Genomic DNA, 24,088 nt, shown 5'->3' with positions numbered 1-24,088 from the left:
TAGCAAATTTACCCCAATAAACCTGTCGACGGAAGAAAGGTTTGTCGTTACAATATCACCTTTAATTCCTCAAAGTTGTCTATAGTGGCAATTTGCCCGCTTTCTACCACGCCAAACCCATAAGATGCGAATATGAACGGCACGCCAGCTTTAGTTGCCGCATCATAATCACCCATGGTATCGCCCACGTATACCGGTGCTTTCAATCCGTTATCGTTCACAATATCGCGGATGTTATCGGCCTTGGGGTTGCCCTTGGTGCCAAAGCACTGGTGCGCCAAAAAGTGGCTGTGCATGCTATTCAGATCTAAAAACAGCTCGATGTAACCGCTTTGGCAGTTGCTTACTATGTACAGCTTGTATTTTTGTTTCAGGTAGATCAGCGTTTCTTCCAGCTTTGGGTACAGGGTACCGCCTTGTTTGTGCAATATTTCCAGTTCGCTAAGCGAGCAAAGTTTTTGTACCTCGGCACGCTGGTCCGGGTTTAAAAACGGGAACAGCTTTTCAAATATCGCGTCGTAGGTCATCCCGGTGATAGAGCGTACACGCTCGCGGGTCATCACCTCGTGGCTCATGTATGGCGCTTTGTTAAGCGCGGCTTGCCAGGCGCCGGTGATGGTATCGGTACTATCCCAAAGGGTACCGTCGAGGTCGAAAATGATGCTGTCGTACTGGTCTTTTAATGTGCTGTCCATTTTTGCGATTTGTGCGGCAAAAATAGAAGTTTATTTTTAGGGAGCAGCCCTTATGCCGATTATTATATAGGGAATTGGCCCAAAGCGAACAAAGCGGTTAATGATGGCACGGCCAGTATAAAAAATACGTGGGCCATTTGTACGGTATCGGCATCTCCTTTAACTAATACACGGTAAAGGTCGTTTTTTATAGTTGATAGGGTAGTTTTCATGGTTTAGCAATTAATATTCTTGTTGTTGTGTTTCTATTATTTCGACAGGAAACGGGAGGGAAGGTTTAAACATAGTTGGCAGTTTGCGGTGGGCAATTGGCAGTTTCACAAATTTGTTACTTAGGCAAATTCTTATTCTGCGCATTCGCTAATTCAATAAGTTCTGGTTCAGATAATCTATCCAACTCCCATTTCAACTTTTTTTTGGCTGGTAATTTTTTATAGGTTAGGTTTGAGAGAAGTTAAAATTCCTGCGAACATTTATGAGTGCTGAACTGATACTGGAAACTATATCCATCACAAAGAACTTTTTTGGCGATAAATCTACAGGGGTAAATAACATTACCATTTTTATACCGAAAGGAAAGATAACTGCCATTGTAGGCGAAAGCGGCAGCGGTAAAACCACCCTGCTTAAATTGCTCAGCGGCAGCATGAAACCCGATTCGGGCGACGTGTTTTTTCACTCCCAGGTGCTAAAACAGCGAAGTGAGGGCTTTGCCCCCGAACATGCTGCCATTGCCACAGTAACGCAGGATAACCGCGATATGGATATGGGCGAATCTGTTTGGTATAATGTAAGTGCGGGCCTACCCACCGGCGATATTAACTACCAGGTGCAAAAAACCACGCAGGCGCTCAATTTACTGGGTATTTACGGACTAAAAGAGCAATCGTTCGGTAAGCTGAGCGGGGGCGAAAAGCAACGTGTTACCATTGCCAAGGCGCTGATAAACCGCCCCGAAGTATTGATGCTGGATGAGCCCTTTAACCAGGTAGATGCCAATTACCGCGAAGCACTGCAGCACGACATCCGCCAGATAGTAAAGGAGTGGGGCGTCACGGTGATACTGGTTTCGCACGATCCGGCGGAGCTGCTCTCCATGGCCGATGAACTCATTGTTATAAAAGAGGGCGAGATTGTAGAACACGGCACCCCCGAAAAACTTTACCACTCGCCAAAATTATTATACACAGCCAAAATTCTGGTCTCCTGCAGCGAGCTTACCGCCGCGGAAGCCGCGGTTTGCGGCATCAAATCAAAACGCGGCACTGTAGTTATTTATGCTGAACATATCAGCATAGGTGGTATCGGCACTGTTAAAAAATGGGTGGTAAAGCAGGTGTTGTTTAAAGGTTTTTTTGAGGAACTGGTTATCGAGCGCGATGAAGTATCGCTTCGCGTGATCAATTATAACAGGGGTAAGCACAAGGTTGGCAGTAAAGTGGGTATCAAGGTAAATAAGTACTACGAATTTGGGAAGTGGCTTACTTAAGTCGGAAAGTCCGGAAGACAAGTACGCGCTTGGCGGTAAATCCAAAATTGAGAATCCAGTCCATCTTCGGACTTTACTGACTTCCCGCTTTGCGGACTCTTTTAAATCTTAATTATTCTTCCGTCTTTCTTGGGCTTTGCTGTGTGACCCTCCGGTTTAGGGATATTACGCACAATAGTAATCAGCGCGCTGCCGATCACTGTTATGGCCTTCACGCCGAAGTTTAAAAACGGCTTCATAACTTCCAATGCATTATGATCATTGCTACGTGTTGCGTTGGCTTTTCCACTGCCTATCTTCTTCTTTTCCATGCTATAATAAGCCCGCGAGGTGCGGAATTGTTTTACTGGAGAGGTTTTAGCTGTCGCCGTTGTCAACCAAAATAACTGCTTTGTTAATATCGTCTACTTCAACGGCAATGTTAACTACGTCTCCAACTTCCGGGTGCAACATGTAATTAAAACTTTGTTTTACGAGGATATTTCTTCCGCCCAATTCGGTATTTCCTACCCGCAACGTGAATTCGAAGTCCAGCATGGTATTAATATAGCCGGTGTCCCACTGCCACACGCTTTTTTCAACCTTCAAAACAGTAGCCGATTCAGTGATCGTTTTTTTTATGATTACGGGCTGTTTTTTTAATCGTTTTTTGATCTCGAAATACGCAAAAACAGCGGTTACCACGGCAACGGGGATTATTGCAACATCCATCTTACGCCACCTTCTTCTTCAATGTGATCACCGTTATCTCCGGCCAAATACCCAGCCTGCCCGAGAACGCCAAAAAGCCAAAGCCTCGGTTTACATACAGGTAGCGGTTTTTATGGTTGATGAGGCCGGCCCAATCCAAATAGCGGTATTTAACGGGGCTCCATTTAATGCCCGCGGTTTCTATTCCAAACTGCGCGCCGTGGGTATGTCCAGCCAGCGTTAGGTGAATATCGGTAGGGTTGTAGCGCACTTTTTCCTCCCAGTGGGTAGGGTCGTGCGAGAGCAGGATTTTAAACGCATCTTTATCGACGCCTTGCAAGGCTTTGTTCAGATCGCCCATCTGTATAAAACCTTTACCCCAGTTCTCTACACCGATGAGCGAGATCTTCTGGCCGCCTTTTTCTATTACCACATTCTCGTTAAGCAACAAACGGTAACCCAATTCGGCGTGGTGGCGTTTTAGTTTTTGCAGGTTGGCGGCTTTTTCCTCCGGGCTGCCCCATGGGATGTAGTCCCCATAATCGTGGTTGCCCAGGATCGAGAATTGCCCGTAAGGTGCCTTTAGCTGACTAAACCTGTCGATATATTGCTCAATTTCCCAGGCGGCGTTGTTTACGAGGTCGCCGGTAAACACAAACAGATCTGATTTTTGGCTTTGGGCCAGGTCTATCCCCCGCTGCATGGCAGTAACATTATCAAAGCTTCCGGAATGGATATCCGAGAGCTGGGTAATTGTGAAACCGTCAAACGCCTCGGGCAGCTCATCGTAGTAAATAGTGGTGCGGTGTACCTTGTAATCGTATTTACCCCGTATCATGGCGTATAAAGCGCCGGTGAAGGGTATCGCAGCCAATATCAAGCCTATCTGCACAATAAACTTGCGGCGCTCGGGGAAGAAGGGCTGGTCCTCGGGCTTATTATTTATGATGTTATCGCCAATACCATACAAAAACCGACCCAGATCGCCCAGCGATATAACAATGATGAAGAATAGCTTGGTGATAAAAAAGGTAAGCAGCAGGCTCAGCATCCACTCGTGATAGGGCGTCATCCCTTTGGCGGTGCTGTAGCTGCCAAAGCCGGCAATAAACAGCAGCGTTACGCCTATAGAAATAGTGGCGTAGCCCCAAAGCACAATTAGGCGCCATGGGCGCGACTGCCAGTCGGCCGTTAAACTGCGTAATCCGTGGATCACATACCAGTCCATTAGCAGCGTAATTGCCGCTATGTATACAAAAAACATTAAAAAGCCGCCTCTGTGCATATTATAAACAGGTAAGGGCGCAATATAAACAAGCTTAGGTAATTAGGGTGTAAAAATTGGAGAGGCTATTCGGTGCAAATAACTATTTTTAACCACCAATTTTAATTTATGAAGTATCAACTGCTATTGGCTTTATTATTCTTCTCCATTGCATCCATCGCGCAGCAAACCAAAAAGGATACCCTGTTTTTTGAGGACTTTAACAACAAGGCCCTCAACCGCGACAAATGGAACGTAGAAATTACCGGGCGAACAGTGAATGACGAGCAGCAGGCCTATGTAGATTCGGCCGGTACAATTTACATGGTTAATGGCAAAGCCGAAGGCGCTGCAAACGGCGCACTGGTGCTGAAAGCAGTTTACAAACCCGGGCATACCAGTAAAGAGCAAAAAAAATACGATTTTGTATCGGGCAGGATAAATACGCGCGATAAAATGATGTTCACCTATGGCACGTTTTCGGCAAGGATGAAGATCCCGGCAGGCGCGGGTTTATGGCCTGCATTTTGGCTATTGGGCAAAGGCAAATGGCCCGATTGCGGTGAAATAGATATTATGGAAACCGTTGGCGACAGCAGCTGGACCAGCAACGCCCTGCACGGCCCCAACTATTTTGGCAACACCCCATTGGCATACCGCGCGTTTTTCCCTAAAGGAATGGATGTGACCCAATGGCATATATATACCGTTGAATGGACTGCTGCCAGTATTGTTTTTAAGGTAGATGATGTGGTAACCTACACAGTAACCAAAGCCATGGTAGAAAAATACGGTCGCTGGGCATTTGATAACCCTAAGTTCATCATCCTGAACTTTGCACTTGGGGGCGGCTACCCAAATGGGGTTAATAAAGTAAAGGAACCGTATTTCGGCCTGTCGCAGTCATCGGTAGACAAAATAAAAAGCGGTGACGCCAAAACCTATGTAGACTGGGTGCTGGTAACCAAATAAAAGAAAGCGCTCCCGGAGGTGGGAGCGCTTTCTGTAGAGACGCGATACTTCGCGTCTCTTTTATGATTTGGTTAAGAGACGCAAAATATTGCATCTCTACGGCTATCAATAACGCCTAACCACTACACGTTTGTAAGGGCGGTGGTAAGCTACGGTTCTGCGGTATGCGGGGCGGGTAACTACCACGGTGCGATGGTATGGGCGGTGATAAACTACCGGGCGTGTTGCCACTACGGTACGGCGGTAAGCATGGCGGTAAACCGGGCGTGTGGTTACTACGGTACGTTGATGAACCGGGGCTACCCGTGTTCTTACTACTACCTGGGCTTTTGCGCCTTCAAAGGCGAATAAAGCGATGATGGTTACGGCTAATAATTTTAAGTATTTCATGATGTTTTATTTTAGTTGTTGAATTTATTGCTGTTGATATATTAATAGTTGCCGTGGTTATAACCACCGTTATTGTTGTTGTCGCGGTTATGGTAGCCATCGCGGTTATTATCCCGGTTACGATCGTGGTAACGGCCGTTATTATACCTGCGGTGGCTGCGTGGATTGTCGATAGCGCAACTTGATAATGCTGCCGCACCAAATAAAAGCAGGGCCAGCATTTTTACTATTTCCTTTTTCATGATGTTTATATTTAATGTTAATTTCTGTTTCTTTTATAGGTTAAACTAAGCGTAGAAAGCAAAGTTTAGTCTGTAAAAACAGTATCACATAAACGTTACAAAAGGGAGGAGGGAAGGGTGAGAGTACAAGTAGTGGTGTTTCTGAGGGGCCATTCAAGCGCCAAAATACCTGTCCACCAGCTTGGCAATGAAGATATACAGCAGATCCATTATCAAAAACACGATGAGCAGGATCCCCATATTCAGCACAACTTTGGGGTAGCCATATTTTCCGGCATCTAAAAAGAAATAAGGGTAAATACCGCAAATTGCACCCCTTATTAACACATACACCAGGTAAAATGCAGGGTACCAAAGCCATGCGAAACCATCTTTCCAATTGATACTATCCTTGGGCACAAATGCCAGCCAGTAAATAATAAATAGTGCAGGTGTTATTACATGCACCAGCTCATTACTAAGACTGGCCAGGCCCACCGGGTGGTAAGTAGCGCGTAAAACCAAATTGAATACCAGGGCTACGATGCTGATGTTTACCGCAACCGAGGTTAGCGTACCCCGCCGTTTAAAAAAAGCTGTTTGTGAAGCACCCAAAGCCGCGGCGGTAAAGCAAAGGGCAACCAGTATATTGGTTTGTATGGTAAAAAAGCTAAATAACTCTACCAGCGTGCCGCCCAATGTACGCCCTTTTTGGAGGTAAGCAGGCACCGAGGTGTAAAACTGAGAAATAACGCCAAGCCAGGCAATGATGCCCAATATAGCCGTTACAGTTTTAATATTTTTTACTATCGGCATGCAATGCGTTTGAAGGTTTATCATACTAAGATATCCATAAAATATTGCAAGTGCATTTGTTACAAATAAAATTATGACATAGGCAATGGTGCATGTATATTTAGCGCATAAACCAGCGTATAGCCATGCTTATAAACAACCGTTCGCAACGCTTTAAGGCAAATGCTTTTAAAGCCCTCATCATATGTGTTTTTTGCTGTTTGCCTTTTATAGGCCAGGCACAAACTACTTTTAACCACGCCGCGCTTTGCTCGGCCAACTTAAAGGTGAGCAATAAGTTTTATACCGAAGTATTGCAGCTGAAGATCATTCCAAACCCATTTAAAGATACCGTGCACACCTGGTACAGCATTGGCCCCAACCTGCAAATGCACATCATCCAGGCCAATTGCCCCAAGGCAGATTACCCGCGCGGCGTGCATTTGTGTTTCAGCGTACCGTCCATTACCGCTTTTATTAGCCGGCTTGATTCCATGAAAATCCCCTACAGCAACTGGAAAGGCGAGGCTGGAAAAACCGAGCACCGCGTAGATGGTGTAAACCAAATTTACATTAACGACCCTGATGGTTACCTCATAGAAATTAACGACTCTAAATAATTAACAGTTGTATTGATAATTATTTTCCGTATGGCACAACCATGCGGAATGCTTTGCGTATATATAAGTATGAAGGGTTACGTTAATATCCCAAAATCTGTTTACTGTAAGCCGTGCCGTGAATGCGGTGCGCGCCCCATTATTGCGCACGCCGGTATTGAAGGGTATGTAGTTAAATGCCCCAATAACGATGAGCACTATCGCACCGTTCCCGGTATTATCGATGTTGAAGATTGGAACATACACAACAGCCAGCTGTACGATAACGATTACGACCTGAAGATGATGGGCGGGAGGTAGTATTTTATTTATTAAATAAATTTCTAATATAGATAATAAATTAATTCATATTAAACTATAGTTCTTTTGCCTTGTCAGAACCACCTGATTACCAACTAATAAATCAGGTTATGAAAGGTTATATAAATGTTCCGGAATCGTTCAATTGTCAACGGTGCAAGCATTGCGGGTCGGCCCCGATTATTTCCCTTGCAGACCATGGGTTGTACTTGCTGAAGTGCCCTACTGATGATACCCACTATCAAACCAAGCCCGGAGCAATCGACATTGACGATTGGAACATCCACAACGCCAGGCTTTATGATAATGATTTGAAGATGATGAGCGCGGGATAAATTTTGCAATTTGTAAAGCAAGTGCAGCTTTCCATCTGTCCCGGCAGCCCCGCTATCGCTTATACGCACACGGGCCTTATTCACAGGCCGGTATCCGCTCTATCGGGTTTAGTTATGTTATTTCCGTTCTCATCGCAAACAAAGTAACCGCATCCGGTATTACCTATTCAATCAATAAAAATCTCCATCGGTACGTTCGGTGAAATCATCCCCAATCGGTGTAATCACAAAAATATCGGTGTAATCCCAATTATATGAACAAAACAATCGGAATAGTACTTATCGTTATTGGCGCGGCCATGTTGATATGGACAGGTTTTACCTATACCAAAAAAGAAAAAATAGTTGATGCAGGCCCCATTCAAATATCGGCCGACAGGCAAAAAAGCGTAAACTGGCCGCCATACCTGGGCGGTATTTTATTGGTGGGTGGGATAGTTATTGTGGCTACAGCAAAAAAATCGTAAAGGCGCTGTATCTTAGTCGCGATGGAACCAACCTTTTTTAAAACACAGGAGGAATTTCGCGCCTGGCTGCAGCACAACCACGCCAACCATACCGAACTGCTGGTAGGCTTTTATAAAACCGGCAGCGGCAAACCCAGCATCACCTGGCCGCAATCTGTAGACCAGGCGTTGTGTTTTGGCTGGATAGACGGTGTGCGTAAAAACATCAACGAGGATAGCTACAGCATTCGCTTTACCCCGCGCAAACCCAAAAGCATCTGGAGCGCTGTCAACATAAAAAAGGTGGCAGAGCTCACCGAAAAGAACCTAATTCAGCCTGCTGGCATAGCTGCCTACGCCAAACGCGAAGAAAAGCGCTCGGCTATCTACAGCTTCGAAAACGATGAGATGCCTTTCGCGCCCGCTTATGAAAAACAATTTAAAGCCAATAAAACGGCCTGGGATTTTTTTCAGTCGCAGGCACCCTGGTATAAAAAACAAATGCAGCACCGTGTAATGAGCGCTAAACAGGAGAAAACGCAATTGAGCCGGTTAGCGGCTTTAATAAAGGCAAGCGAAGAGGGGAAAAGAATAGGGTAAGTAATTTCGGCAACTATAACAACTTACCTGTTTGCAGTGCCGACTGTAATGTACGCACGCGCATCTTAGGCGTATACCAACGCTCGGCCAGTTGTTTCACCCAGCGGCGTTTATAACCGAAGAGCATTTTAAGCATGTTCACCTTTGCCGAGCCGGTTGGGTAGCCATATTTGTACCAGGTAAAACGGGTGGCATCTATCTTAAAATGTTCGGCAAATTCGTCTATAAAAAGGTCTATTTCTATGTCGAAGATATCCAGGTCGAGGTCGATACTGGTATCCGGAGAAAGGTTGTCGACATCCACCTGCTGCACCTTATACTTGCTACAGTAATCAATAATAAAATTTTTTAACTGCGGGTGTATCTGCTCCATGCACGTGCCTTATATTATATAAGATGCATTTTTTGGCAAGAGGTTGCATGTGAAATGACGAATTTAAAAGAAAATGGAAAGTTTCGGTGGACGTTGAAACATAGCATTCGGTTTTCTAAGTGCTTTTCGGAATTTCGGTGGGGACACCGAAATTTTTGAGGAGGGGGAGTAAATAAAATTAAATTCCCCTTTTCCGGTGTCCTCACCGGAAAACCCGTAATGTACTCACACCGCCTTTTCCAGCTTAAACATATCCAAAGGCTGTTTTAGCACCCCAAACCTTTCGGGGATATCCAACGGAACAATCTCACCGGTTTTTTGGTAGCCGCGTCGTTCGTACCAGGCTATCAGTTCGGTGCGTACGGTAATAACCGTCATCACAATGATATGGATGCCGATACTCTGCGCATATCCTTCGCCGGCCGCTAAAAGTTTTCGGCCCACGCCCTGCGCCTGTAACAAGGGCGACACCGTGAGCGTGCCCAGGTAAATTTTTTCGTTTTGTTTTTTGAGGTAAACGCAGCCGGTTATGGCACCATTATCATCGGTATGTTTTAAGATAACGGCGTCTGGGTCGGCCATTTGTTCCATCAGGTCATCGGGCCCAATGCGCTGCCCATCTATCATATGGCCCTCGGTGGTCCATCCTTTTAGGGAGCTTTCTCCCCGGTAGGCGGAGTTGATGAGTACGGTAAGTTCGGGGATATCTGTTGGGGTAGCTTTAGTAATTGTCATCGGGTACAAAAGTAGCATTTGCATTTAAATGTGCCACATCCGCAACTTTTCTAACTCTTATAACCTCTCAACTTTCCAACTAAACTACAATAATTTAAAATCCTCGCGTGGAGGGCTAAATAGATCTATCAGTTTACAATCGGTAATAGCCCGGCCGCCATGCGGTACATTTGGCGGGATGATGGCAAACATGCCCTTCTCCATGATTTGGGGGATGCCGTTTACCGTGAGCTGAAATTGCCCTTCCAGCACAAAAGCGCATTGCTCGTGTATATGCTGATGCGGCGGCACTTCGCTGCCTGCATCCACCTCAATAAAGTTGATGGTATTGGTAGCCGTGTGGATTATTTTAGAATGATAGCCCGGCGCTATATCCCTGGTTTCGATATCCTTAAAATATTTGAAAATAGATGTATCCATAAGTATTGTTCTTAAAATAAAGCAGGCATCAGCGCAATCATTTAATCAATAAAATCAACGGTTCTACCCCACAATATACTTGCTCCCCGGCAGGTACGATAATATTTTTATCCCCACATAGGTAACAATAAAAGTGCTTATCGCCAATACGGGTATCACCAGCTTACTGTCGTTATGCAGCCAGGTATTTATAGGGCCAAATAGTACTACCAGTACCAAAATGTGCGCAAGATACATTCCATAGGTAAGTCCTGATACCCCGGCGGCGAATTTCTCCAGTCCCGGGCTCTTAATTTTTATCAAACTGAACAGTAAAAACAAGCCGGTTGCCATACAAGCCACGTTGATGGTTGGGAAGGCCCAACTCAGCTCCAATTCAGGGAGATCTTTCGCGAACGGCAATTGGTGTGCGAAAACAATGTGGGTAATAGCATAGCCAATTATAACCAGTAAAAGCCCGATGATGGCCGTTGCCGCTTTGGATAGCCTAACATGATCTTTAATATAATGGCCCAATATTAAATACCCGATATAGCCCGAAAAATAATGCACGGCGGAGAACTTGTTCCAGAATGCCTCGCCCAAAACCTCCGGGTATACGGTGCGGATATAGGGGATGAACAGCGTAAATATCCATATCGCCAAAAAGAAAAGCTTAAAGTTTTGCGATGCGGTTTGCACCCATGGCGATATGATGGGGATGAACAGGTAAACACCAATAAACATATAAACAAACCACAGGTGACCTGCGGGGCCATTAAAATTGATAGGGATAATATATAAGCCCTGCCACATCTGCTGCGCGGTAAACTCGCCTTTAAAATAAGGCACTATAGCGTACATGGCCGACCAGAATAGAAAAGGCACAAGCAACCGGGTAAAACGTTTTTTATAAAAAACTTCCGGCGCTTCTTTTATCGGCAATAGTAAATAGCCCGATATCATTACAAAAAGTGGTACACAGGCCCGCATAAAGCTGCCATAATTATTTACCCAAACATGGTGCGTGCGAATGATATTGCCTACCGGGCCAATATAAAAAAACTCGCCGCTATGCACGGTCAGCACCATCAGGCAGGCGAAAATGCGAAGTATATTGAGGTAAGCCGTAGGGCTGCTTTTAAACCCGGCAAGGGAATTAGTGATAGTCGTCATTATAGGGTAATTGGTGGCGTAATTTATGTAAACTTACCGTAATTTAATGCGGGGTTTAAAACTTAGCGTTTGTTTACAGGTTTAAACATTACAACCTTTATTGCCATGGCTTTTATAGATTATTACAAAATACTGGGCGTTGATAAAACGGCTTCGGATAAGGATATCAAGAGCGCGTACCGTAAGCTGGCCCGCAAACACCATCCCGACCTGAACCCCAACAATGCGGAATCGAACAAAATATTTCAGCAGCTAAACGAGGCCAACGAAGTTTTAAGCGACCCTGAGAAACGCAAGAAGTATGATAAGTACGGCGAAAACTGGCAGCATGGCGAAGCTTACGAGCAGGCCCAGCAACAGCAACGCAGGCAAAGCAGCTATAGCGGTGGCTTTGGCGGTGGCGGTGCGCAGGATTTTGGCGGAAGCGACTTTGGTGGTGGCAGCGATTTTTCGGAGTTCTTTAATTCGATGTTCGGCGGCGGCCCGCCGGGGAGCGGTGCAGGCGGCGGAAGGCAGCAGCAGCGCTACCGCGGGCAGGATCTGAACGCTACCTATCAAATGAGCCTGCGCGATGCGATGGAATCGAAGAAGCAAACGCTTACTGTTAACGGTAAAAATATCCGTTTAACTATCCCCGCGGGGATAGAGAACGGGCAAACCATCAAAATAGCCGGGCACGGCGCTGCCGGTGCAAACGGTGCACCGGCCGGCGACCTGTATATCACATTTACCATACCCGATGACCCCGAGTTTAAACGCACGGGCAGCGATCTGCATAAAGCCATCAACCTCGACCTGTATACAGCCGTTTTGGGCGGAGAGATCACGGCCGAAACCCTATCGGGCAAAGTTAAATTGAAGGTTGCAGCAGGCACGCAAAGCGGTACCAAAGTTAAATTGAAAGGCAAAGGCGTGCCGGTTTACAAAAAAGACGGGCAGTTTGGCGATCTGTATATCACTTATAATGTACAATTACCTACCAATCTGTCTGCAAAACAGCGCGAATTATTTGAAGAATTAGCAAAATCCTGAAAAAAAATTTAAGCCAATGAAAACCGATAACTTGATAACCGTAACCGATTTTTGTGTGTACCACAATGTGGAGTACACCTTTATAGATCAACTGCAGGAAGCCGGATTGATAGAGGTGACCATTGTTAACCAAACTACCTGTATACCAGTAGCTGAGATACAAAAAATAGAACGATTAGCCCGACTGCATACCCAGCTGGATATTAACGAGCCCGGTATTTTAGTGATAGATGAATTGCTGGATAAGGTGGAAAATATGCAGCAGGAAATAGCCTCCCTGCGCAGTCGTTTGCGGCTTTATGAGGGCTAATGTAAAAAAAAAAGGCATAATTTTTTAAACCCTTGAGGCGTTAGATAGTCATACCTGCAAAACAAACAGGAATTAGTAACTAAAAATTACAAGTCATGAAATTCATCAAATTTTCGATAATAGCCCTGGTACTAACTGTTTCGGCACAGTTTGCAAAAGCCCAGGTAAGGGTAGGCGCAAGCATCCATATTGGTTACAACCAACCCCGCAGGGTAGTATACCCGGCCTATTATGAAGAACCTGCCCCCGTTTATTACGAACAACCCGTGTATGTTAACCGCCCCGTTTATTACCGTCCGGCATATCGCAGGGCGTACTACAGGCCACAATACCGCAGGGTAGTTTACCGCGAACATTATTATGAAGGCCGTGGCCATGGTCGTGGACACGGAAATGGATGGGGCCGCGGTGGCAGAAAATGGTAATTATAAATTAGATAAAAATATATGGAGCCCCTCGGTTGAGGGGCTTTTTTTGTGCGCGTATTTAAGCCAAATTATCACGCCGAACTTGTTTCGGCACCCCGCTTGCATGGTTTTCGACCTGCAAAACGGCTTGCATATAGGCGACCTTTATGTTGGGGTGTTGAAATAAATTCAACATGACCGTTATTTTTACTTCTTCAAAAATCCCTTTAAAGCATCCTGCGTAAACTCCGATAACACCAACTCTCCGCTTATCGCGGCACGGTCCAATAAAAGCTGGTCCCAGTTGTCTGTTCCTTCCCATAGGATCTGTTTGAGTCCTATAAGCGCTTCGGGATGATAGGAGGCCAGTTTTTTGCTGAGTGCTGCCACAGCCTCATCAAGTGCCGGTATATCAGCGTAAACCTCGTTATAAAGCCCTTTTTCCTTAGCCCATTGTGCCGATTGGAAATCCACCGCTCTGATAGTAAGCTGCGAAAACGCAGGCAAACCTATTTTGCGGATCACCGCGGGCGATATTACAAAGGGGCCAATACCTATAGCAAGTTCGCTTAGTTTTATGGATGCGGTTTCGGTAGCCAGGCAGTAATCGGCAGCGGCAGCAAGGCCAACGCCTCCGCCAACGGCTTTACCTTGTATACGGGCGATGATAATTTTTGGCGATTTGCGACAGGCGTTTATCACATTGGCAAAGCCCGAGAAAAATTCCGCGCCGGCTTGTTTATCTTTTATCTGCAGCAATTCATCAAAGCTGGCACCGGCACAAAAGGTACGGTCGCCTCCGCTTTTTAGGAGGATAACACGACTGGCGGAGTCGATACCGGCGAAGGTGATCATTTCTGCCAGTTGGTTAAGCAGGCTTGCCGGCAGCGAGTTTTGGGCAGGATGGTAAAAGCTGATGGTAGCTATACCATCATCGCCTACATGTAAGGATACATTGCCGTTATCTGGGGTGCTCATAATGGGTTTAATACGTATGTTGCCAATATCAGTAAATTTTGTTTAAGCGGCAATTCTGTATTTGGAAAAGAAAGGAGTTTCTCGCCCCGAAACAGGATAGGCGGCGGACTTGTTCGCGTTCGACATGAAGCGCGAACAGCCCGAACAAGCCCGAACAATGTTTAAACATTCAATTTCATCGCCGGGAAATTTTTTAAATAGCCTTATTCTTCCACCAGCGGCAGCTCAAAATAAAAGGTGGAGCCTTTGCCCGGTTCGCTATCCACGCCGATGCGCCCTTTGTGGTGCTGGATGATCTCGTTGGAAATATAGAGCCCCATCCCAAGTCCGCTGGTCATGTTCTTTTTATCTTCTACCCGGTAAAAGCGTTCAAATATCTTGCTTTTTTGGTCGTTTGATAGCCCGATACCTTTATCGGTTACCGATATGCGTACATATCCTTCCCGCTCTTCGCTATTGATAAGCACCGTTTTATTAAAGTGGGAGTATTTTACAGCGTTGTTTATCAGGTTCATCAGCACCTGCTCCAGCCGTTCCTGGTTGCCGCGTATTTTGTAATTTTTACCTGCCCGGTTTTCAAACGTATATAGCGGGTACATATGTACAGCGTTCTCCATACACTGCCCAACCAGGTCGTTGGTGTTTACATCGGCAATGGCATATTCCAACCTCCCTGCCTTTATCTTGCTTACATCCAGCAGATCGTTGATAAGCGACTGCAGCTTGTTTAACGATCCGCCTGCTTTAGCGATATAGTTTTTTATTACAGGCGGCAGTTCCTCTTTTTTATAGCCCGATATTAACTGCAGGTAGCCTTTTAAGCTGGTGAGCGGTGTTTTTAACTCGTGGCTGGCTATCCCTATAAATTCATCCTTGCGCTCCATTTCGCGCTTTTGGTCTTCAATATCGGTAGCGGTGCCTACCCAGAAAATAATTTCGCCACTATCGTTTTTTAGCGGGTTGGCACGGTTCAAATGCCAGCGGTAAACACCATCATGCCGGCGGTAGCGGTTCTCTACCTCAAACATTTCGCCGCTTTGTATTGCCGCCCGGTATTTCTCTGTTGTTTCTGCCAGGTCATCAGGGTTTAGCACATCCTTCCAGCCAAAGCCGCCTGTTGTGCCAAAATCAAGCCCGGTATAATCGTACCAGCGCTGGTTGTACGATGTTATTCTGCCATCAGGGAGGTTAGTCCAGGTCATCTGCGCAATATTATTGGTAAGCAGCTTAAAATGCTCGCGGCTTATCGTAAGATCGTGCGTGCGCTCTTTAACAGTTACTTCTAACGATTCATTCAGCATTTCTGTTGCAGACCGCGCCTCTTCCAATTGATCGTTGCGCAGTTTTAGCTCCTGTTCGGTAGCTTTAAGCAGCGTAAGGTCGGTTATGATCAGGCTAAGTGCCGTACCATTATCCAAATCGATAGTGGTACAACTAAACAGGCAACACATATCCTTATCGCTGCCATCTTTTATCGTAATTTCCTGTTTACAGTCTTTATCCCAGCCGCCATCAATCAGTTTTTGTAATTTTTCTTTAGACTCTTCCGGGACGAAGGATACCATAGGCATCCCAAGGACCTTCTCCAGCGGAGTATCGGCCATTTCGGCAAAACGCGTGTTACAGTATAAAACAATGCCTTCCCGGTTTATGGTAACCGCGCCCTCATTCATTTTTTCGATGAAGACACGATAGGTTTGGTCGGCAGTTTTTAGGGTGTACAACTGGTGCCCATCGTTATCTTTTACCACCAAAGCATCTACCTGGCCGGTACGGATAGCGTGTATGGTATCGGTGGCTTCCTCCAGTTGCTGGCGCAGCTCTTCAATCTCGGCTAATAAGCTGTTATTTGAATTGTTTTGCTCCATGGTGTTAATTGAGTTCGGGCAGGCCAAGCCCTCTTAAAACTTTATTAGTATCGCTCATATCGCCAATCATGCGCCTTTCGGTGCCGGGGGCCTTTTTAATGAGCAGCGGCAGAGCAACAATATCTTCGCCCTGTGCTAATTCAGGCTGTTGGTGTATATCTATAATTTTCAGGTCGTAGTTGCCTTTTAAATATTTTTCACAAATAGTATTTATATTTTCTACCGCGCGGATAGAATTGGGCGATGCCCCGGTTATAAACAAGCGTAATATATAGGCCGAAGCCTCTTCGTTACGTTCGTAATCTGCAAATTCTGTATTTTGGTTGGCCATAAGCTACGATAGTACAATTAAGCAGGCCGAATGTTCAGCCCCACCAAAACCTTTTCTTCGTTACTCAAATCACCAATTATTTTACGGATAGGCTCGGGTACTTTGCGCACCAGTGTAGGTATGGCCAGTATCTGGTCACCCTCAGCCAGTTGCGGTTGTTCTAATAAGTCTATCACTTGTATGCGGTATTGGCCTTTGAGGTGTTCCTCGCAGTATTTTTTGAGGTTACTAAGCGCCGTTACCGATTTCGGGGTTTTGCCGGCCACGTATAGCCTCAATTCCCATTTTTTATCTATTGCTGTTTCATCAAACTCCATATTATTTTCCTCCGGCGGGTTTGTTAGTATCCTCCGCGCCTCTCCGTATCCGTGTGATCTCTTCCCGGTTTTTTTCTAAAATTTCTTTCTTCAATTCATCTTCCAGGTAAACTTTGTTCAGTTCTTCCTCTACCGATTCGTATTCGCTGTTAAGGCTGGAAATTTTTGCCTCCAGCACTTTGCGTTTGCGGGCAATTTCCCTGTCTTTACGACCTATTGAATGGGTATGGATGGCCTTGCCGGTTTGTTCCAGCAGCACCTGCTGTTTGCGTGCAGAGCCGGTTAGTACACCTTCAGGCCCTACGTAAACCTCAATCAGGTTGAGGCCTTCATCAGATATCACAAACTCGCGCACCTGGTTACTGTGTTTCATGCCGCGGGCCTTCATTACATACAGGCCGCGGTTGCGCTCTCCGTTGTACTCTATATCGCGCACCAGCAGCCAGGAATCTACCAGCGATGATACGCCCTCGTCCGTTTGCTCGTTTACAATGGTGTTAAGCGATAGGGCAGTAAACATTACAGAGATCTGTTCTTCCTGCAGAAAATCTATCAGGCGGACCAGCATGTTTTTCACTTCGCTTATCGAGCCGATGTTGATAAAGTTGGTTATCGGGTCGATGATAATCACGCTTGGTTTAAACTTTTTGATGATCTTATGGATAGCTACCAAATGCATCTCCAGCCCATACATATTTGGGCGGGAGGCATTGAATAACAGCAGCCCCGAATCTACATGCTTTTTAAGTTCAACGCCTATCGAGCGCATATTGCGCATGATTTGGTTAGGAGATTCCTCCATGGCAAAGTAAACGCACTTTTCGCCCCGGTTGGCGGTTTCGTTGGCAAAATAGGCCGCTATGCTGGTTTTGCCGGTACCCGCCGTGCCCGATACCAGTGTGCTGCCACCACGGTAAAAGCCTTTGCCGCCCAGCATTTCGTCCAGGGCAGGGATGCCGGTTGGCACCCTATCGGTTGATACCTGTTTGGCCAGTTTTAAAGAAGTTACCGGTAAAACCGAGATGCCGTCCTCGTCTATCAGGAAAGGATACTCGTTGGTACCGTGTACGGTGCCGCGGTATTTGATAATGCGCAGCCTGCGGGTGGAGATCTGGTTGATCACCCTATGATCCAGCAGGATAACGCAATCTGATACGTATTCTTCCAGCCCCTGGCGCGTTAAGGCATTGCCATCGCCGCGCTCGCCGGTAATAATGGCGGTTACGCCTTTCTCCTTCAGCCAATGGAACAGCCTGCGGATCTCGGCACGCAGCACGGCCTGGTTGCTGAGGCCCGAGAACAGGTTCTCCAGCGTATCCAGCACAACGCGCTTGGCGCCGATGCTGTCTATCGCGTAGCCAAGGCGGATAAACAGGCCTTCAAGGTCGTATTCGCCGGTTTCTTCAATTTCGCTGCGATCGATGTGTACATGATCTATGCGTATTTTTTTATCTTCCTGCAGTTTCTTAAGGTCGAAGCCTAAAGAGGCTACGTTCATGGCCAATTCGTCGCTTTTTTCTTCAAAAGCTACAAATACGCCGGGCTCATTAAATTCAATTGCCCCGCGCACGATAAATTCAATCGACATAAGGGTTTTGCCACAGCCGGCCTGGCCACATATTAAAGTGGGCCTGCCGGTAGGCAGCCCGCCTTCGGTAATTTCATCCAGCCCGGTTATACCTGTAGGTGTTTTGGGCAGGGTAGGGTATGCAGGCTTTTTTGGTTTGGTAATGCTCATTTAAAGTAATATTTGGTTCCGATGTATCATGTAAGTATTATAACTAATACGCAAGTACATTGCTTTATTACGCTATTTTACTTATTGATTATGGTAAAAGTATCTTATAAAAACATGCCGAATAAACTTGAGGGGCTTATTATTGTTTGGTTTATAACATTTTATTTACAATATCCTTAAGGATTTAACTCGTAAAATAATAAGTTACATGAAGGTTTAAGGAGCGGGTCAACTGAGCGCTTTGTACTATGTAAAGTGTACATTTTTTTATACACAAGCAGGTGGGAAAGCTAAACATACGCACATTAATTGCCCATCAAGCTGTCGCCTTTTCGGGTTTACAAAAGGGGGAATTTGCCGTTTATCGGGGGCTAAATATAGAAAGGCTGAGTACAATACCGGTAAAAAAAAAGCTGCAGAGGTGAATTTTCACCCCTGCAGCCATTATTTATTGTTCGGCATTAATAGTTGCTCCATTGGGCTACGCCCTTTGGTTCTGCGTTTTTTACTTCGCCGCTTTTTACTTCGCTCATTTCTTTGTCCAGTTTTTCCGTGGCTTTCAGTTCCTTGTCGAAATCCTGTGGCAGATTGGTTTGCCCTTCGGTTTGCTGTACCTGCTCTAACGGGTTTTCTACATAAACAAAATCCTTACCCATGCCTTTTATTTCGCCTTCGTTCCATGGCCCGCGCACGGTGCCGTCACTCAGGTTATAAACGTTTTGCAGGTAACGCGGATCTGCCGCCAATACACCCGGAGGGAAATTAGGCTGGATGCTGTTTAAAGCCGCCTCAAACATTTTATAGTGGGTAACCTCACGCGTCATCAAAAACGATAGCGTTTCCTGCACGTACGGGTCATCCGTAAATTTCATCAGGTGCTCGTAAACCAGCTTCGCCCTCGATTCTGAGGCAAGGTTGGTACGCAGATCGACGGTAAGGTCGCCATTAGAATTGATATAAGATGCGCACCACGGAATGCCCTGGCTGTTGCGTGGGGTTGGCCCGCCACCTGTGATGATGGGGAACTGCGGGTTTGCAGATAAGGCTGCATGTATCACGCTTTCCTTTTCGGCCTTACCGTTCATGGCCACCATGATCTCGCTTTGTTCGGCAGCGTCTTTCAAGTCGCCGTTAACGCCTTTCAGCAACATTTGGATGGTAGCACCTACTATTTCCAGGTGACTAAACTCCTCGGTAGCGATATCCATCAGCATATCGTATTTATCAGGGTGCGGCTGCTTGGCACCAAATGCTTGTGTAAAATACTGCATCGCGGCAGCAAGTTCGCCGTTTTCGCCGCCGAATTGCTCTAACAAAAGGTTGGCAAAGCGCGGGTCGGGCCGGGACACCCTGGCATTGAATTGTAGTGATTTAACGTGGTGAAACATGATATAAATTTTAAAAGTAAATAATTGAGTACTGTGGAATTGTGTGCCTTTTATACAACCAACAGGGAAGCGCAATGTTTCTATTAGAAATTAATAATATTTCTTATTTTTTAATACGTACGCGTTTTGCTTTTTTAATGAGCTGTAAATCAATTTTTTAAGAAATTGTCAAAAAATTAAAAACAATACCAGAAAGGTTGGGGTATTATAAGCGAGGCTCTTTTTGGAGCGCTAATCAACGCGTTCTGGCTTAATGAAAGTTGTTTAACAGTTAATTTTTTTACAATGAATGCCATATCACCCTGGGCAAACGCGGTTAAAACCTTGTTTCACGAGCAAGACCTGCCTGCCATTTTTCAACAGGAAATTTCCGGGTACAACGTCAGGGTGCATAACCTGAATAATGCCCTGTGGATAGCCATTACTTGCCCAAAAGGAGCACAGGTAATTCTTCGGCCGGCCTACGCGCCCAACGATCATTTACAAATGGGCAGGGTGGTTAAGAATGAAGACGGCATAACCATTAACCTTTCGGCCGGCATTGGGCACTACCGGGTTAAACTGCAGTTGCCGGACGAGGCCAAACCGCTGATACGTTATACAACTACAATTACCGCAAACGAACCGCTGCTGGTGCCGTTTTGGCCCAGAGATGTAGTAGTGACCGGGCCGGACGAAAGCGGAACTGACCCTAAAGGGACAATTTATGTAAACCAGGTAGGCACCCGCTCGGGCTTGCAATATTTTAGTATAGACGAGCCTGCATCCGGCGCGGCGCTTTATTTCCAAAACCTCACAGCACTTAACGATTACGCGCAGGCGACCGAAACCTCGTTGGGCAACGTTGTTGGGGGTAGCTGGCCCGAAATGGGTTTTGCCCTACCGCCCACTTTAAAGGAGAAGCCAATACCCGCGCATAAAGAAATTGTGCTTTCTGATGGTTTTATCGCCTTTAGTCGCGAAAACCCGAAAGATGACATGGCGCAGGCCAAACAATTCTTGAACCTGCTGGCCGATATTTACCTGCATTTACCCAAACCCGCTACCGAATATTATGACTGGCCGGGTATGGTTGACCAAGGCTTGCACGATCTGGAATTTAGCCATGGCTGCTGGTCGCACGCGGCAGAACAGGATTACCTGAACGCTTATGTGGCCGATTATGCTACGCCACCCGAGTTAATGGTGCAGCTGGCCGTGCTATTGCCGCTGACGGATTACTATGACTGGAGCCAAAAAGACCTGCCATCGATCCAAAAAATAAAAAATGGCCTGGACGCTTTTTACAGCGAAGAATTGAAAACGGTAGTGCGTTTTTTGCCTGCTTTGGCCGATGAGCTAAGCGGCGAGGAAGAGCAATTGAAGCCCAATGTAATGGATTCGTGGTACCTGCACCACCCGATGCTGAATTTAGGGCGGCTGGCGATCCGCGGGGACAAACAAGCTAAAAAGCTGTTTTTAGATTCGCTGGGCTTTACCATCAAGGTTGCTCATCACTTTAATTACGAATGGCCGGTAATGTACAACATGAAAACGCTGGAGGTGGTAAAGGAAGAGACCCAACCCGGCAAAGGCGGCGAAAAAGATGTAGCGGGCCTGTACGCGCTGGTGATGCTGCATGCCTGGCAGTTAACCAAAGATGATAAATACCTTCGCGAAGCAAAAAAAGCGGCAAAAACATTGCAGGGCAAAGGCTTCGAATTGTTTTACCAGGCCAATAACACGGCTTTCTCTGCAAACGCGATGTTTTGGTTGTATAAGGAGACCAAAGAAAAAGTATACCTGGACCTAACCTACCTGTGCCTGGCCAATATCTTTAAAAACTTCCAGCTGTGGGAATGTAACTATGGGTACGCTAAAGATTACCCAACATTTTTCGCGATGTTCCCACTAAATGATGCACCGTATACCGCCGCTTACGAAGAACAGGAGGTGTTTGCGGCCATGCATAATTTCCTGTTGTATGCCGAAGACGAGGAGATCTTTCCATCGGTATCTATGCTCGTCCCCGAGTTTTTAAAATATATTGTAAACAGGGCACCCTACTATTACCCGCCAAACCTGCCAAAGGAGATGCTATCTGAAGAGGTAAAAACCGGGCAGGTAGACCATAAGCTTTGGATAGCTATAGAAGATATCCATGATGGCTGGGAGCAATCGGGCACGGTAGGGCAGGAGGTTTATGGTGCGGGGGTGGCCTTTGGCATTATTCCCCGCCACTTTTATAAAGTGCCGGGAGAAGATTTTATGATATACCTTGATTACCCTACCGCGAATTTTAAACACAGGAAAGACGGCAGCGTAAGCTTTAAAGTAAAAGGCGACGAACGTTTAAGCTGCCGGATGCTCATCATTAAAACAGGTAAGAAGAAACTGCCTGCTTTTACCGTAAAAGTAGGTAAGGATGAATTGAAGGGAAAAGCCTTAAAAGACGGTAATGTGGAATACACTGTTAACGGGCATCAAGAGTTGAAGGTTATTTGGTAACAAGAGGTAACGCCTGCCCGGCTACTTCTGCAGCAGCGGCAGCGATACAAAAAACGATGCGCCCTGGTCTTTTCCCTTGCTTTCGGCCCAGATCTTCCCATTATGCAGTTCTACCAAAATTTTGGCTATAGAAAGGCCAAGGCCGTTACTGATCTCCTTATTGGTAGGCACAGCACTTAAACGGGCAAACTTGGTAAACAGCTTTTGCATATCCTCATCATTTAACCCTTGTCCCTGGTCGCGAAATTCTACAACAAGGTTGCCATTCACTTCTTCCGAACAAATGGTTATCCAGGTATCTATGCGCGAATATTTGATAGCGTTACTTAGCAAGTTCTCAAAAACTTCCAGTATGCGGCCCTTATCTACCCTGGCGGTACTTGCGCAATTAAGTTGCAGTAATATCTTTTGATGTTTCTGTTCGGCCATTACCTGCAGGTTGTTAACCACTTTTTCTATCAGGCTGGTTGGGCTTACTTCTTCAAAGTGCAGCATCATAGCGCCATTATCTATCCTGGCGAGGTTAAGCAGTTCGTTCAGGTCTTCCAGTATGCGTTTAGATGCCAGGGAGATTTTATCTGCCATTACTTTTATGGGTTCCTCGGTGCAGCGCTGCTCTATCAGCTTGGCGTACAGCGATATAGCGGTAAGCGGGTTTTTAATATCGTGCACCGCAATGTTCATCAGATCGGTTTGTACGCGTACAATGTTGCGGGTAGTTTGGCGCAGTTCCAGCTCGTCAATAATAATTTCCGATAGGTTCTTCAGCATCTCCAGCTGTTTTTCGGTTGCCACGCGGGGCACGGCATCAACCACGCTTACGGTGCCCAGCAGGTGCCCATCCAGTGTCTTTATAGGCGTGCCGGCGTAAAATCGCACAGATTTATCAGCAACCAGGGGGGTGCTTTGTAGCAGGGGTTCTAAATGTATATCAGCAAAAACTGTTGTATCGGCGCTTAGCACGGCCAGTGTAGCAATGGCGTCCTCGGGTACTTCAATGCCATCTATCGTAACAATTTTGGCTTTAAAAAATACGCGGTCGTGGTCTACAAAGCTTACAAAAGCACTTGGGGTATCAAAAATTTGGGCGGCAAGTATAGCTATCTTGTCGAAGGTTTTGTCGGCTGGTGTATCAAGTATCTCATACTTGTACAGTTTCCTTAATCGCTCTTCGTCATTTAGCGGGATAAGGGATACCTGTTTAAAAAACGGATCCATATGTTATAATCAAAAAGTAACTAAGTAGTATAAAAAAGGTAGATAAATGTACTGTTAATAAAGTGGATATTGTTGTAGTTAATTTACCTTAAATAAATAATAATTATTATATGGTTTATAAGAGCATAATGGTGTTTTACGTTACTGTCGCACGAACTCTACCCTTTACCTCCATTGCTGATACCTTAAAAATCAAAAAAAATATTTTCTGCCCGGAATGGATAGTCATAGCCATCCATATTACCTCCGCAATAATACTATTTTAATTAAAAGTGCTGATAGAGGAATCCTTTTCGCGTGTTGGGTGCGCGATGATAATTTTTTAGCCAAGCCATTTGAGATGGATGAACTGCTGCGGACGATAGAAGAGCTGACGAATTGATTTTAAATATCGAATAATGAACTTCGAACGCCGAATAATGAAGTAACGTATACTTCATTATTCGGCGTTCAGCATTCGGTGTTCGACATTATTTGTGGCATTCAAAAGCTCCCCCTTCGGGGGGCTGGGGGG

29 protein-coding genes are annotated in these 24,088 nt (G+C 45.8%); 10 read left to right on the top strand and 19 right to left on the bottom strand.

The window, feature by feature from the left end:
• Window positions 1–47: 47 nt before the first annotated feature.
• A complete protein-coding gene (locus IDJ77_RS25215; RefSeq protein ID WP_191191763.1) occupies window positions 48–695 on the bottom strand; it encodes an HAD family hydrolase in 648 nt (215 codons plus the stop codon).
• Between the two features lie 62 nt (window positions 696–757).
• The gene (locus tag IDJ77_RS25210; RefSeq protein WP_191191762.1) at window positions 758–907 is read right to left on the bottom strand and encodes a hypothetical protein; all 150 of its coding nucleotides are present in this window, start codon (window positions 905–907) and stop codon (window positions 758–760) included.
• Window positions 908–1,170: 263 nt separating this feature from the next.
• On the opposite strand from IDJ77_RS25210, the gene IDJ77_RS25205 reads away from it, so the two are divergent.
• Window positions 1,171–2,184: an ABC transporter ATP-binding protein gene (locus IDJ77_RS25205; protein WP_191191761.1), complete on the top strand. Its 1,014-nt coding sequence runs from the start codon at window positions 1,171–1,173 to the stop codon at window positions 2,182–2,184.
• Between the two features lie 101 nt (window positions 2,185–2,285).
• Here IDJ77_RS25205 and IDJ77_RS25200 read toward each other — a convergent pair whose 3' ends face one another.
• The 3 genes from IDJ77_RS25200 to IDJ77_RS25190 are packed head-to-tail and all read right to left on the bottom strand — an operon-like array spanning window position 2,286 to window position 4,138.
• The gene (locus IDJ77_RS25200) at window positions 2,286–2,495 is read right to left on the bottom strand and encodes a hypothetical protein (protein WP_191191760.1); all 210 of its coding nucleotides are present in this window, start codon (window positions 2,493–2,495) and stop codon (window positions 2,286–2,288) included.
• A 46-nt stretch (window positions 2,496–2,541) separates the two neighbouring features.
• Window positions 2,542–2,895: a hypothetical protein gene (locus IDJ77_RS25195; protein WP_191191759.1), complete on the bottom strand. Its 354-nt coding sequence runs from the start codon at window positions 2,893–2,895 to the stop codon at window positions 2,542–2,544.
• A gap of 1 nt (window position 2,896) precedes the next feature.
• Window positions 2,897–4,138 carry a metallophosphoesterase gene (locus IDJ77_RS25190; RefSeq protein WP_191191758.1) on the bottom strand — a complete coding sequence of 414 codons (1,242 nt, stop codon included), beginning with the start codon at window positions 4,136–4,138 and terminating at the stop codon, window positions 2,897–2,899.
• A gap of 129 nt (window positions 4,139–4,267) precedes the next feature.
• On the opposite strand from IDJ77_RS25190, the gene IDJ77_RS25185 reads away from it, so the two are divergent.
• Window positions 4,268–5,110 carry a glycoside hydrolase family 16 protein gene (locus tag IDJ77_RS25185; protein ID WP_191191757.1) on the top strand — a complete coding sequence of 281 codons (843 nt, stop codon included), beginning with the start codon at window positions 4,268–4,270 and terminating at the stop codon, window positions 5,108–5,110.
• A 105-nt stretch (window positions 5,111–5,215) separates the two neighbouring features.
• On the opposite strand, the gene IDJ77_RS25180 is transcribed toward IDJ77_RS25185, so the two are convergent.
• The 3 genes from IDJ77_RS25180 to IDJ77_RS25170 form a co-directional block, all read right to left on the bottom strand.
• On the bottom strand, window positions 5,216–5,500 hold the full coding sequence (locus IDJ77_RS25180; protein WP_191191756.1) for a hypothetical protein: 285 nt from the start codon (window positions 5,498–5,500) through the stop codon (window positions 5,216–5,218).
• A gap of 41 nt (window positions 5,501–5,541) precedes the next feature.
• Window positions 5,542–5,742 carry a hypothetical protein gene (locus IDJ77_RS25175; RefSeq protein ID WP_191191755.1) on the bottom strand — a complete coding sequence of 67 codons (201 nt, stop codon included), beginning with the start codon at window positions 5,740–5,742 and terminating at the stop codon, window positions 5,542–5,544.
• 153 nt (window positions 5,743–5,895) lie between these two features.
• The gene (locus IDJ77_RS25170) at window positions 5,896–6,537 is read right to left on the bottom strand and encodes a Pr6Pr family membrane protein (protein ID WP_191191754.1); all 642 of its coding nucleotides are present in this window, start codon (window positions 6,535–6,537) and stop codon (window positions 5,896–5,898) included.
• Window positions 6,538–6,662: 125 nt separating this feature from the next.
• On the opposite strand from IDJ77_RS25170, the gene IDJ77_RS25165 reads away from it, so the two are divergent.
• The 4 genes from IDJ77_RS25165 (at window position 6,663) to IDJ77_RS25150 (ending at window position 8,817) form a co-directional block, all read left to right on the top strand.
• On the top strand, window positions 6,663–7,136 hold the full coding sequence (locus IDJ77_RS25165) for a VOC family protein (RefSeq protein ID WP_191191753.1): 474 nt from the start codon (window positions 6,663–6,665) through the stop codon (window positions 7,134–7,136).
• A 69-nt stretch (window positions 7,137–7,205) separates the two neighbouring features.
• The gene (locus IDJ77_RS25160) at window positions 7,206–7,436 is read left to right on the top strand and encodes a hypothetical protein (protein WP_191191752.1); all 231 of its coding nucleotides are present in this window, start codon (window positions 7,206–7,208) and stop codon (window positions 7,434–7,436) included.
• 589 nt (window positions 7,437–8,025) lie between these two features.
• On the top strand, window positions 8,026–8,238 hold the full coding sequence (locus IDJ77_RS25155; protein ID WP_191191751.1) for a hypothetical protein: 213 nt from the start codon (window positions 8,026–8,028) through the stop codon (window positions 8,236–8,238).
• 21 nt (window positions 8,239–8,259) lie between these two features.
• The gene (locus IDJ77_RS25150; RefSeq protein WP_191191750.1) at window positions 8,260–8,817 is read left to right on the top strand and encodes a YdeI/OmpD-associated family protein; all 558 of its coding nucleotides are present in this window, start codon (window positions 8,260–8,262) and stop codon (window positions 8,815–8,817) included.
• A 13-nt stretch (window positions 8,818–8,830) separates the two neighbouring features.
• Here IDJ77_RS25150 and IDJ77_RS25145 read toward each other — a convergent pair whose 3' ends face one another.
• The 4 genes from IDJ77_RS25145 to IDJ77_RS25130 all read right to left on the bottom strand — a co-directional run bounded on the left by IDJ77_RS25145 (window position 8,831) and on the right by IDJ77_RS25130 (window position 11,500).
• Entirely contained in the window at window positions 8,831–9,190 is a 360-nt protein-coding gene (locus IDJ77_RS25145; protein WP_191191749.1) for a DUF1493 family protein, read from the bottom strand.
• A gap of 225 nt (window positions 9,191–9,415) precedes the next feature.
• Window positions 9,416–9,925 carry a GNAT family N-acetyltransferase gene (locus IDJ77_RS25140; protein WP_191191748.1) on the bottom strand — a complete coding sequence of 170 codons (510 nt, stop codon included), beginning with the start codon at window positions 9,923–9,925 and terminating at the stop codon, window positions 9,416–9,418.
• 84 nt (window positions 9,926–10,009) lie between these two features.
• Entirely contained in the window at window positions 10,010–10,345 is a 336-nt protein-coding gene (locus tag IDJ77_RS25135; protein WP_191191747.1) for a cupin domain-containing protein, read from the bottom strand.
• Window positions 10,346–10,408: 63 nt separating this feature from the next.
• Window positions 10,409–11,500, bottom strand: coding sequence for an acyltransferase (locus IDJ77_RS25130; RefSeq protein WP_191191746.1), 1,092 nt, complete (start codon window positions 11,498–11,500; stop codon window positions 10,409–10,411).
• Window positions 11,501–11,605: 105 nt separating this feature from the next.
• On the opposite strand from IDJ77_RS25130, the gene IDJ77_RS25125 reads away from it, so the two are divergent.
• From IDJ77_RS25125 to IDJ77_RS25115, 3 genes are all read left to right on the top strand, one after another.
• A complete protein-coding gene (locus tag IDJ77_RS25125) occupies window positions 11,606–12,532 on the top strand; it encodes a DnaJ C-terminal domain-containing protein (protein ID WP_191191745.1) in 927 nt (308 codons plus the stop codon).
• Window positions 12,533–12,548: 16 nt separating this feature from the next.
• Entirely contained in the window at window positions 12,549–12,842 is a 294-nt protein-coding gene (locus IDJ77_RS25120; RefSeq protein ID WP_191191744.1) for a chaperone modulator CbpM, read from the top strand.
• Window positions 12,843–12,937: 95 nt separating this feature from the next.
• A complete protein-coding gene (locus IDJ77_RS25115) occupies window positions 12,938–13,267 on the top strand; it encodes a hypothetical protein (RefSeq protein ID WP_191191810.1) in 330 nt (109 codons plus the stop codon).
• Between the two features lie 189 nt (window positions 13,268–13,456).
• Here the strand turns inward: IDJ77_RS25115 and IDJ77_RS25110 are convergent, their stop codons facing one another.
• The 6 genes from IDJ77_RS25110 to IDJ77_RS25085 form a co-directional block, all read right to left on the bottom strand.
• Window positions 13,457–14,227 (bottom strand): enoyl-CoA hydratase/isomerase family protein, encoded by a 771-nt coding sequence (locus IDJ77_RS25110; protein ID WP_191191743.1) that lies wholly within the window; start codon window positions 14,225–14,227, stop codon window positions 13,457–13,459.
• 203 nt (window positions 14,228–14,430) lie between these two features.
• A complete protein-coding gene (locus tag IDJ77_RS25105; RefSeq protein ID WP_191191742.1) occupies window positions 14,431–16,095 on the bottom strand; it encodes a PAS domain-containing sensor histidine kinase in 1,665 nt (554 codons plus the stop codon).
• A 4-nt stretch (window positions 16,096–16,099) separates the two neighbouring features.
• Window positions 16,100–16,426 (bottom strand): circadian clock KaiB family protein, encoded by a 327-nt coding sequence (locus IDJ77_RS25100; protein ID WP_191191741.1) that lies wholly within the window; start codon window positions 16,424–16,426, stop codon window positions 16,100–16,102.
• A 17-nt stretch (window positions 16,427–16,443) separates the two neighbouring features.
• Window positions 16,444–16,743, bottom strand: coding sequence for a circadian clock KaiB family protein (locus IDJ77_RS25095; RefSeq protein WP_191191740.1), 300 nt, complete (start codon window positions 16,741–16,743; stop codon window positions 16,444–16,446).
• Window position 16,744: 1 nt separating this feature from the next.
• Window positions 16,745–18,481 (bottom strand): circadian clock protein KaiC, encoded by a 1,737-nt coding sequence (gene kaiC, locus IDJ77_RS25090; protein WP_191191739.1) that lies wholly within the window; start codon window positions 18,479–18,481, stop codon window positions 16,745–16,747.
• A gap of 461 nt (window positions 18,482–18,942) precedes the next feature.
• Window positions 18,943–19,869, bottom strand: a complete 927-nt coding sequence (locus IDJ77_RS25085; protein ID WP_191191738.1) for a manganese catalase family protein — start codon at window positions 19,867–19,869, stop codon at window positions 18,943–18,945.
• A 285-nt stretch (window positions 19,870–20,154) separates the two neighbouring features.
• Here IDJ77_RS25085 and IDJ77_RS25080 point away from each other — a divergent pair, with 285 nt between their 5' ends.
• Window positions 20,155–22,356 (top strand): glycoside hydrolase family 88 protein, encoded by a 2,202-nt coding sequence (locus IDJ77_RS25080; protein WP_191191737.1) that lies wholly within the window; start codon window positions 20,155–20,157, stop codon window positions 22,354–22,356.
• A gap of 21 nt (window positions 22,357–22,377) precedes the next feature.
• Here IDJ77_RS25080 and IDJ77_RS25075 read toward each other — a convergent pair whose 3' ends face one another.
• Complete coding sequence (locus IDJ77_RS25075; protein ID WP_191191736.1) at window positions 22,378–23,574, bottom strand: GAF domain-containing sensor histidine kinase; 1,197 nt, start codon at window positions 23,572–23,574, stop codon at window positions 22,378–22,380.
• Window positions 23,575–24,088: the final 514 nt, after the last annotated feature.

The organism is Mucilaginibacter pankratovii (assembly GCF_014773265.1).
Lineage (GTDB): Bacteria > Bacteroidota > Bacteroidia > Sphingobacteriales > Sphingobacteriaceae > Mucilaginibacter > Mucilaginibacter pankratovii.
Note: the sequence above shows the minus strand (reverse complement) of the source record. Positions and strands in the feature narration are given on the sequence as shown.

Bases quoted from the DNA above. Each gene is read 5' to 3' on its own strand.
- IDJ77_RS25190 (WP_191191758.1), bottom strand. From the start codon at position 4,138: ATGTTTTTTGTATACATAGCGGCAATTACGCTGCTAATGGACTGGTAT.
- IDJ77_RS25095 (WP_191191740.1), bottom strand. From the start codon at position 16,743: ATGGAGTTTGATGAAACAGCAATAGATAAAAAATGGGAATTGAGGCTA.
- kaiC (WP_191191739.1), bottom strand. From the start codon at position 18,481: ATGAGCATTACCAAACCAAAAAAGCCTGCATACCCTACCCTGCCCAAA.
- IDJ77_RS25075 (WP_191191736.1), bottom strand. From the start codon at position 23,574: ATGGATCCGTTTTTTAAACAGGTATCCCTTATCCCGCTAAATGACGAA.
- IDJ77_RS25160 (WP_191191752.1), top strand. From the start codon at position 7,206: ATGAAGGGTTACGTTAATATCCCAAAATCTGTTTACTGTAAGCCGTGC.
- IDJ77_RS25205 (WP_191191761.1), top strand. From the start codon at position 1,171: ATGAGTGCTGAACTGATACTGGAAACTATATCCATCACAAAGAACTTT.
- IDJ77_RS25170 (WP_191191754.1), bottom strand. From the start codon at position 6,537: ATGCCGATAGTAAAAAATATTAAAACTGTAACGGCTATATTGGGCATC.
- IDJ77_RS25180 (WP_191191756.1), bottom strand. From the start codon at position 5,500: ATGAAATACTTAAAATTATTAGCCGTAACCATCATCGCTTTATTCGCC.
- IDJ77_RS25195 (WP_191191759.1), bottom strand. From the start codon at position 2,895: ATGGATGTTGCAATAATCCCCGTTGCCGTGGTAACCGCTGTTTTTGCG.
- IDJ77_RS25185 (WP_191191757.1), top strand. From the start codon at position 4,268: ATGAAGTATCAACTGCTATTGGCTTTATTATTCTTCTCCATTGCATCC.
- IDJ77_RS25135 (WP_191191747.1), bottom strand. From the start codon at position 10,345: ATGGATACATCTATTTTCAAATATTTTAAGGATATCGAAACCAGGGAT.
- IDJ77_RS25155 (WP_191191751.1), top strand. From the start codon at position 8,026: ATGAACAAAACAATCGGAATAGTACTTATCGTTATTGGCGCGGCCATG.
- IDJ77_RS25165 (WP_191191753.1), top strand. From the start codon at position 6,663: ATGCTTATAAACAACCGTTCGCAACGCTTTAAGGCAAATGCTTTTAAA.
- IDJ77_RS25150 (WP_191191750.1), top strand. From the start codon at position 8,260: ATGGAACCAACCTTTTTTAAAACACAGGAGGAATTTCGCGCCTGGCTG.
- IDJ77_RS25085 (WP_191191738.1), bottom strand. From the start codon at position 19,869: ATGTTTCACCACGTTAAATCACTACAATTCAATGCCAGGGTGTCCCGG.
- IDJ77_RS25125 (WP_191191745.1), top strand. From the start codon at position 11,606: ATGGCTTTTATAGATTATTACAAAATACTGGGCGTTGATAAAACGGCT.
- IDJ77_RS25130 (WP_191191746.1), bottom strand. From the start codon at position 11,500: ATGACGACTATCACTAATTCCCTTGCCGGGTTTAAAAGCAGCCCTACG.
- IDJ77_RS25080 (WP_191191737.1), top strand. From the start codon at position 20,155: ATGAATGCCATATCACCCTGGGCAAACGCGGTTAAAACCTTGTTTCAC.
- IDJ77_RS25175 (WP_191191755.1), bottom strand. From the start codon at position 5,742: ATGAAAAAGGAAATAGTAAAAATGCTGGCCCTGCTTTTATTTGGTGCG.
- IDJ77_RS25110 (WP_191191743.1), bottom strand. From the start codon at position 14,227: ATGAGCACCCCAGATAACGGCAATGTATCCTTACATGTAGGCGATGAT.
- IDJ77_RS25215 (WP_191191763.1), bottom strand. From the start codon at position 695: ATGGACAGCACATTAAAAGACCAGTACGACAGCATCATTTTCGACCTC.
- IDJ77_RS25120 (WP_191191744.1), top strand. From the start codon at position 12,549: ATGAAAACCGATAACTTGATAACCGTAACCGATTTTTGTGTGTACCAC.
- IDJ77_RS25145 (WP_191191749.1), bottom strand. From the start codon at position 9,190: ATGGAGCAGATACACCCGCAGTTAAAAAATTTTATTATTGATTACTGT.
- IDJ77_RS25115 (WP_191191810.1), top strand. From the start codon at position 12,938: ATGAAATTCATCAAATTTTCGATAATAGCCCTGGTACTAACTGTTTCG.
- IDJ77_RS25200 (WP_191191760.1), bottom strand. From the start codon at position 2,495: ATGGAAAAGAAGAAGATAGGCAGTGGAAAAGCCAACGCAACACGTAGC.
- IDJ77_RS25100 (WP_191191741.1), bottom strand. From the start codon at position 16,426: ATGGCCAACCAAAATACAGAATTTGCAGATTACGAACGTAACGAAGAG.
- IDJ77_RS25105 (WP_191191742.1), bottom strand. From the start codon at position 16,095: ATGGAGCAAAACAATTCAAATAACAGCTTATTAGCCGAGATTGAAGAG.
- IDJ77_RS25140 (WP_191191748.1), bottom strand. From the start codon at position 9,925: ATGACAATTACTAAAGCTACCCCAACAGATATCCCCGAACTTACCGTA.
- IDJ77_RS25210 (WP_191191762.1), bottom strand. From the start codon at position 907: ATGAAAACTACCCTATCAACTATAAAAAACGACCTTTACCGTGTATTA.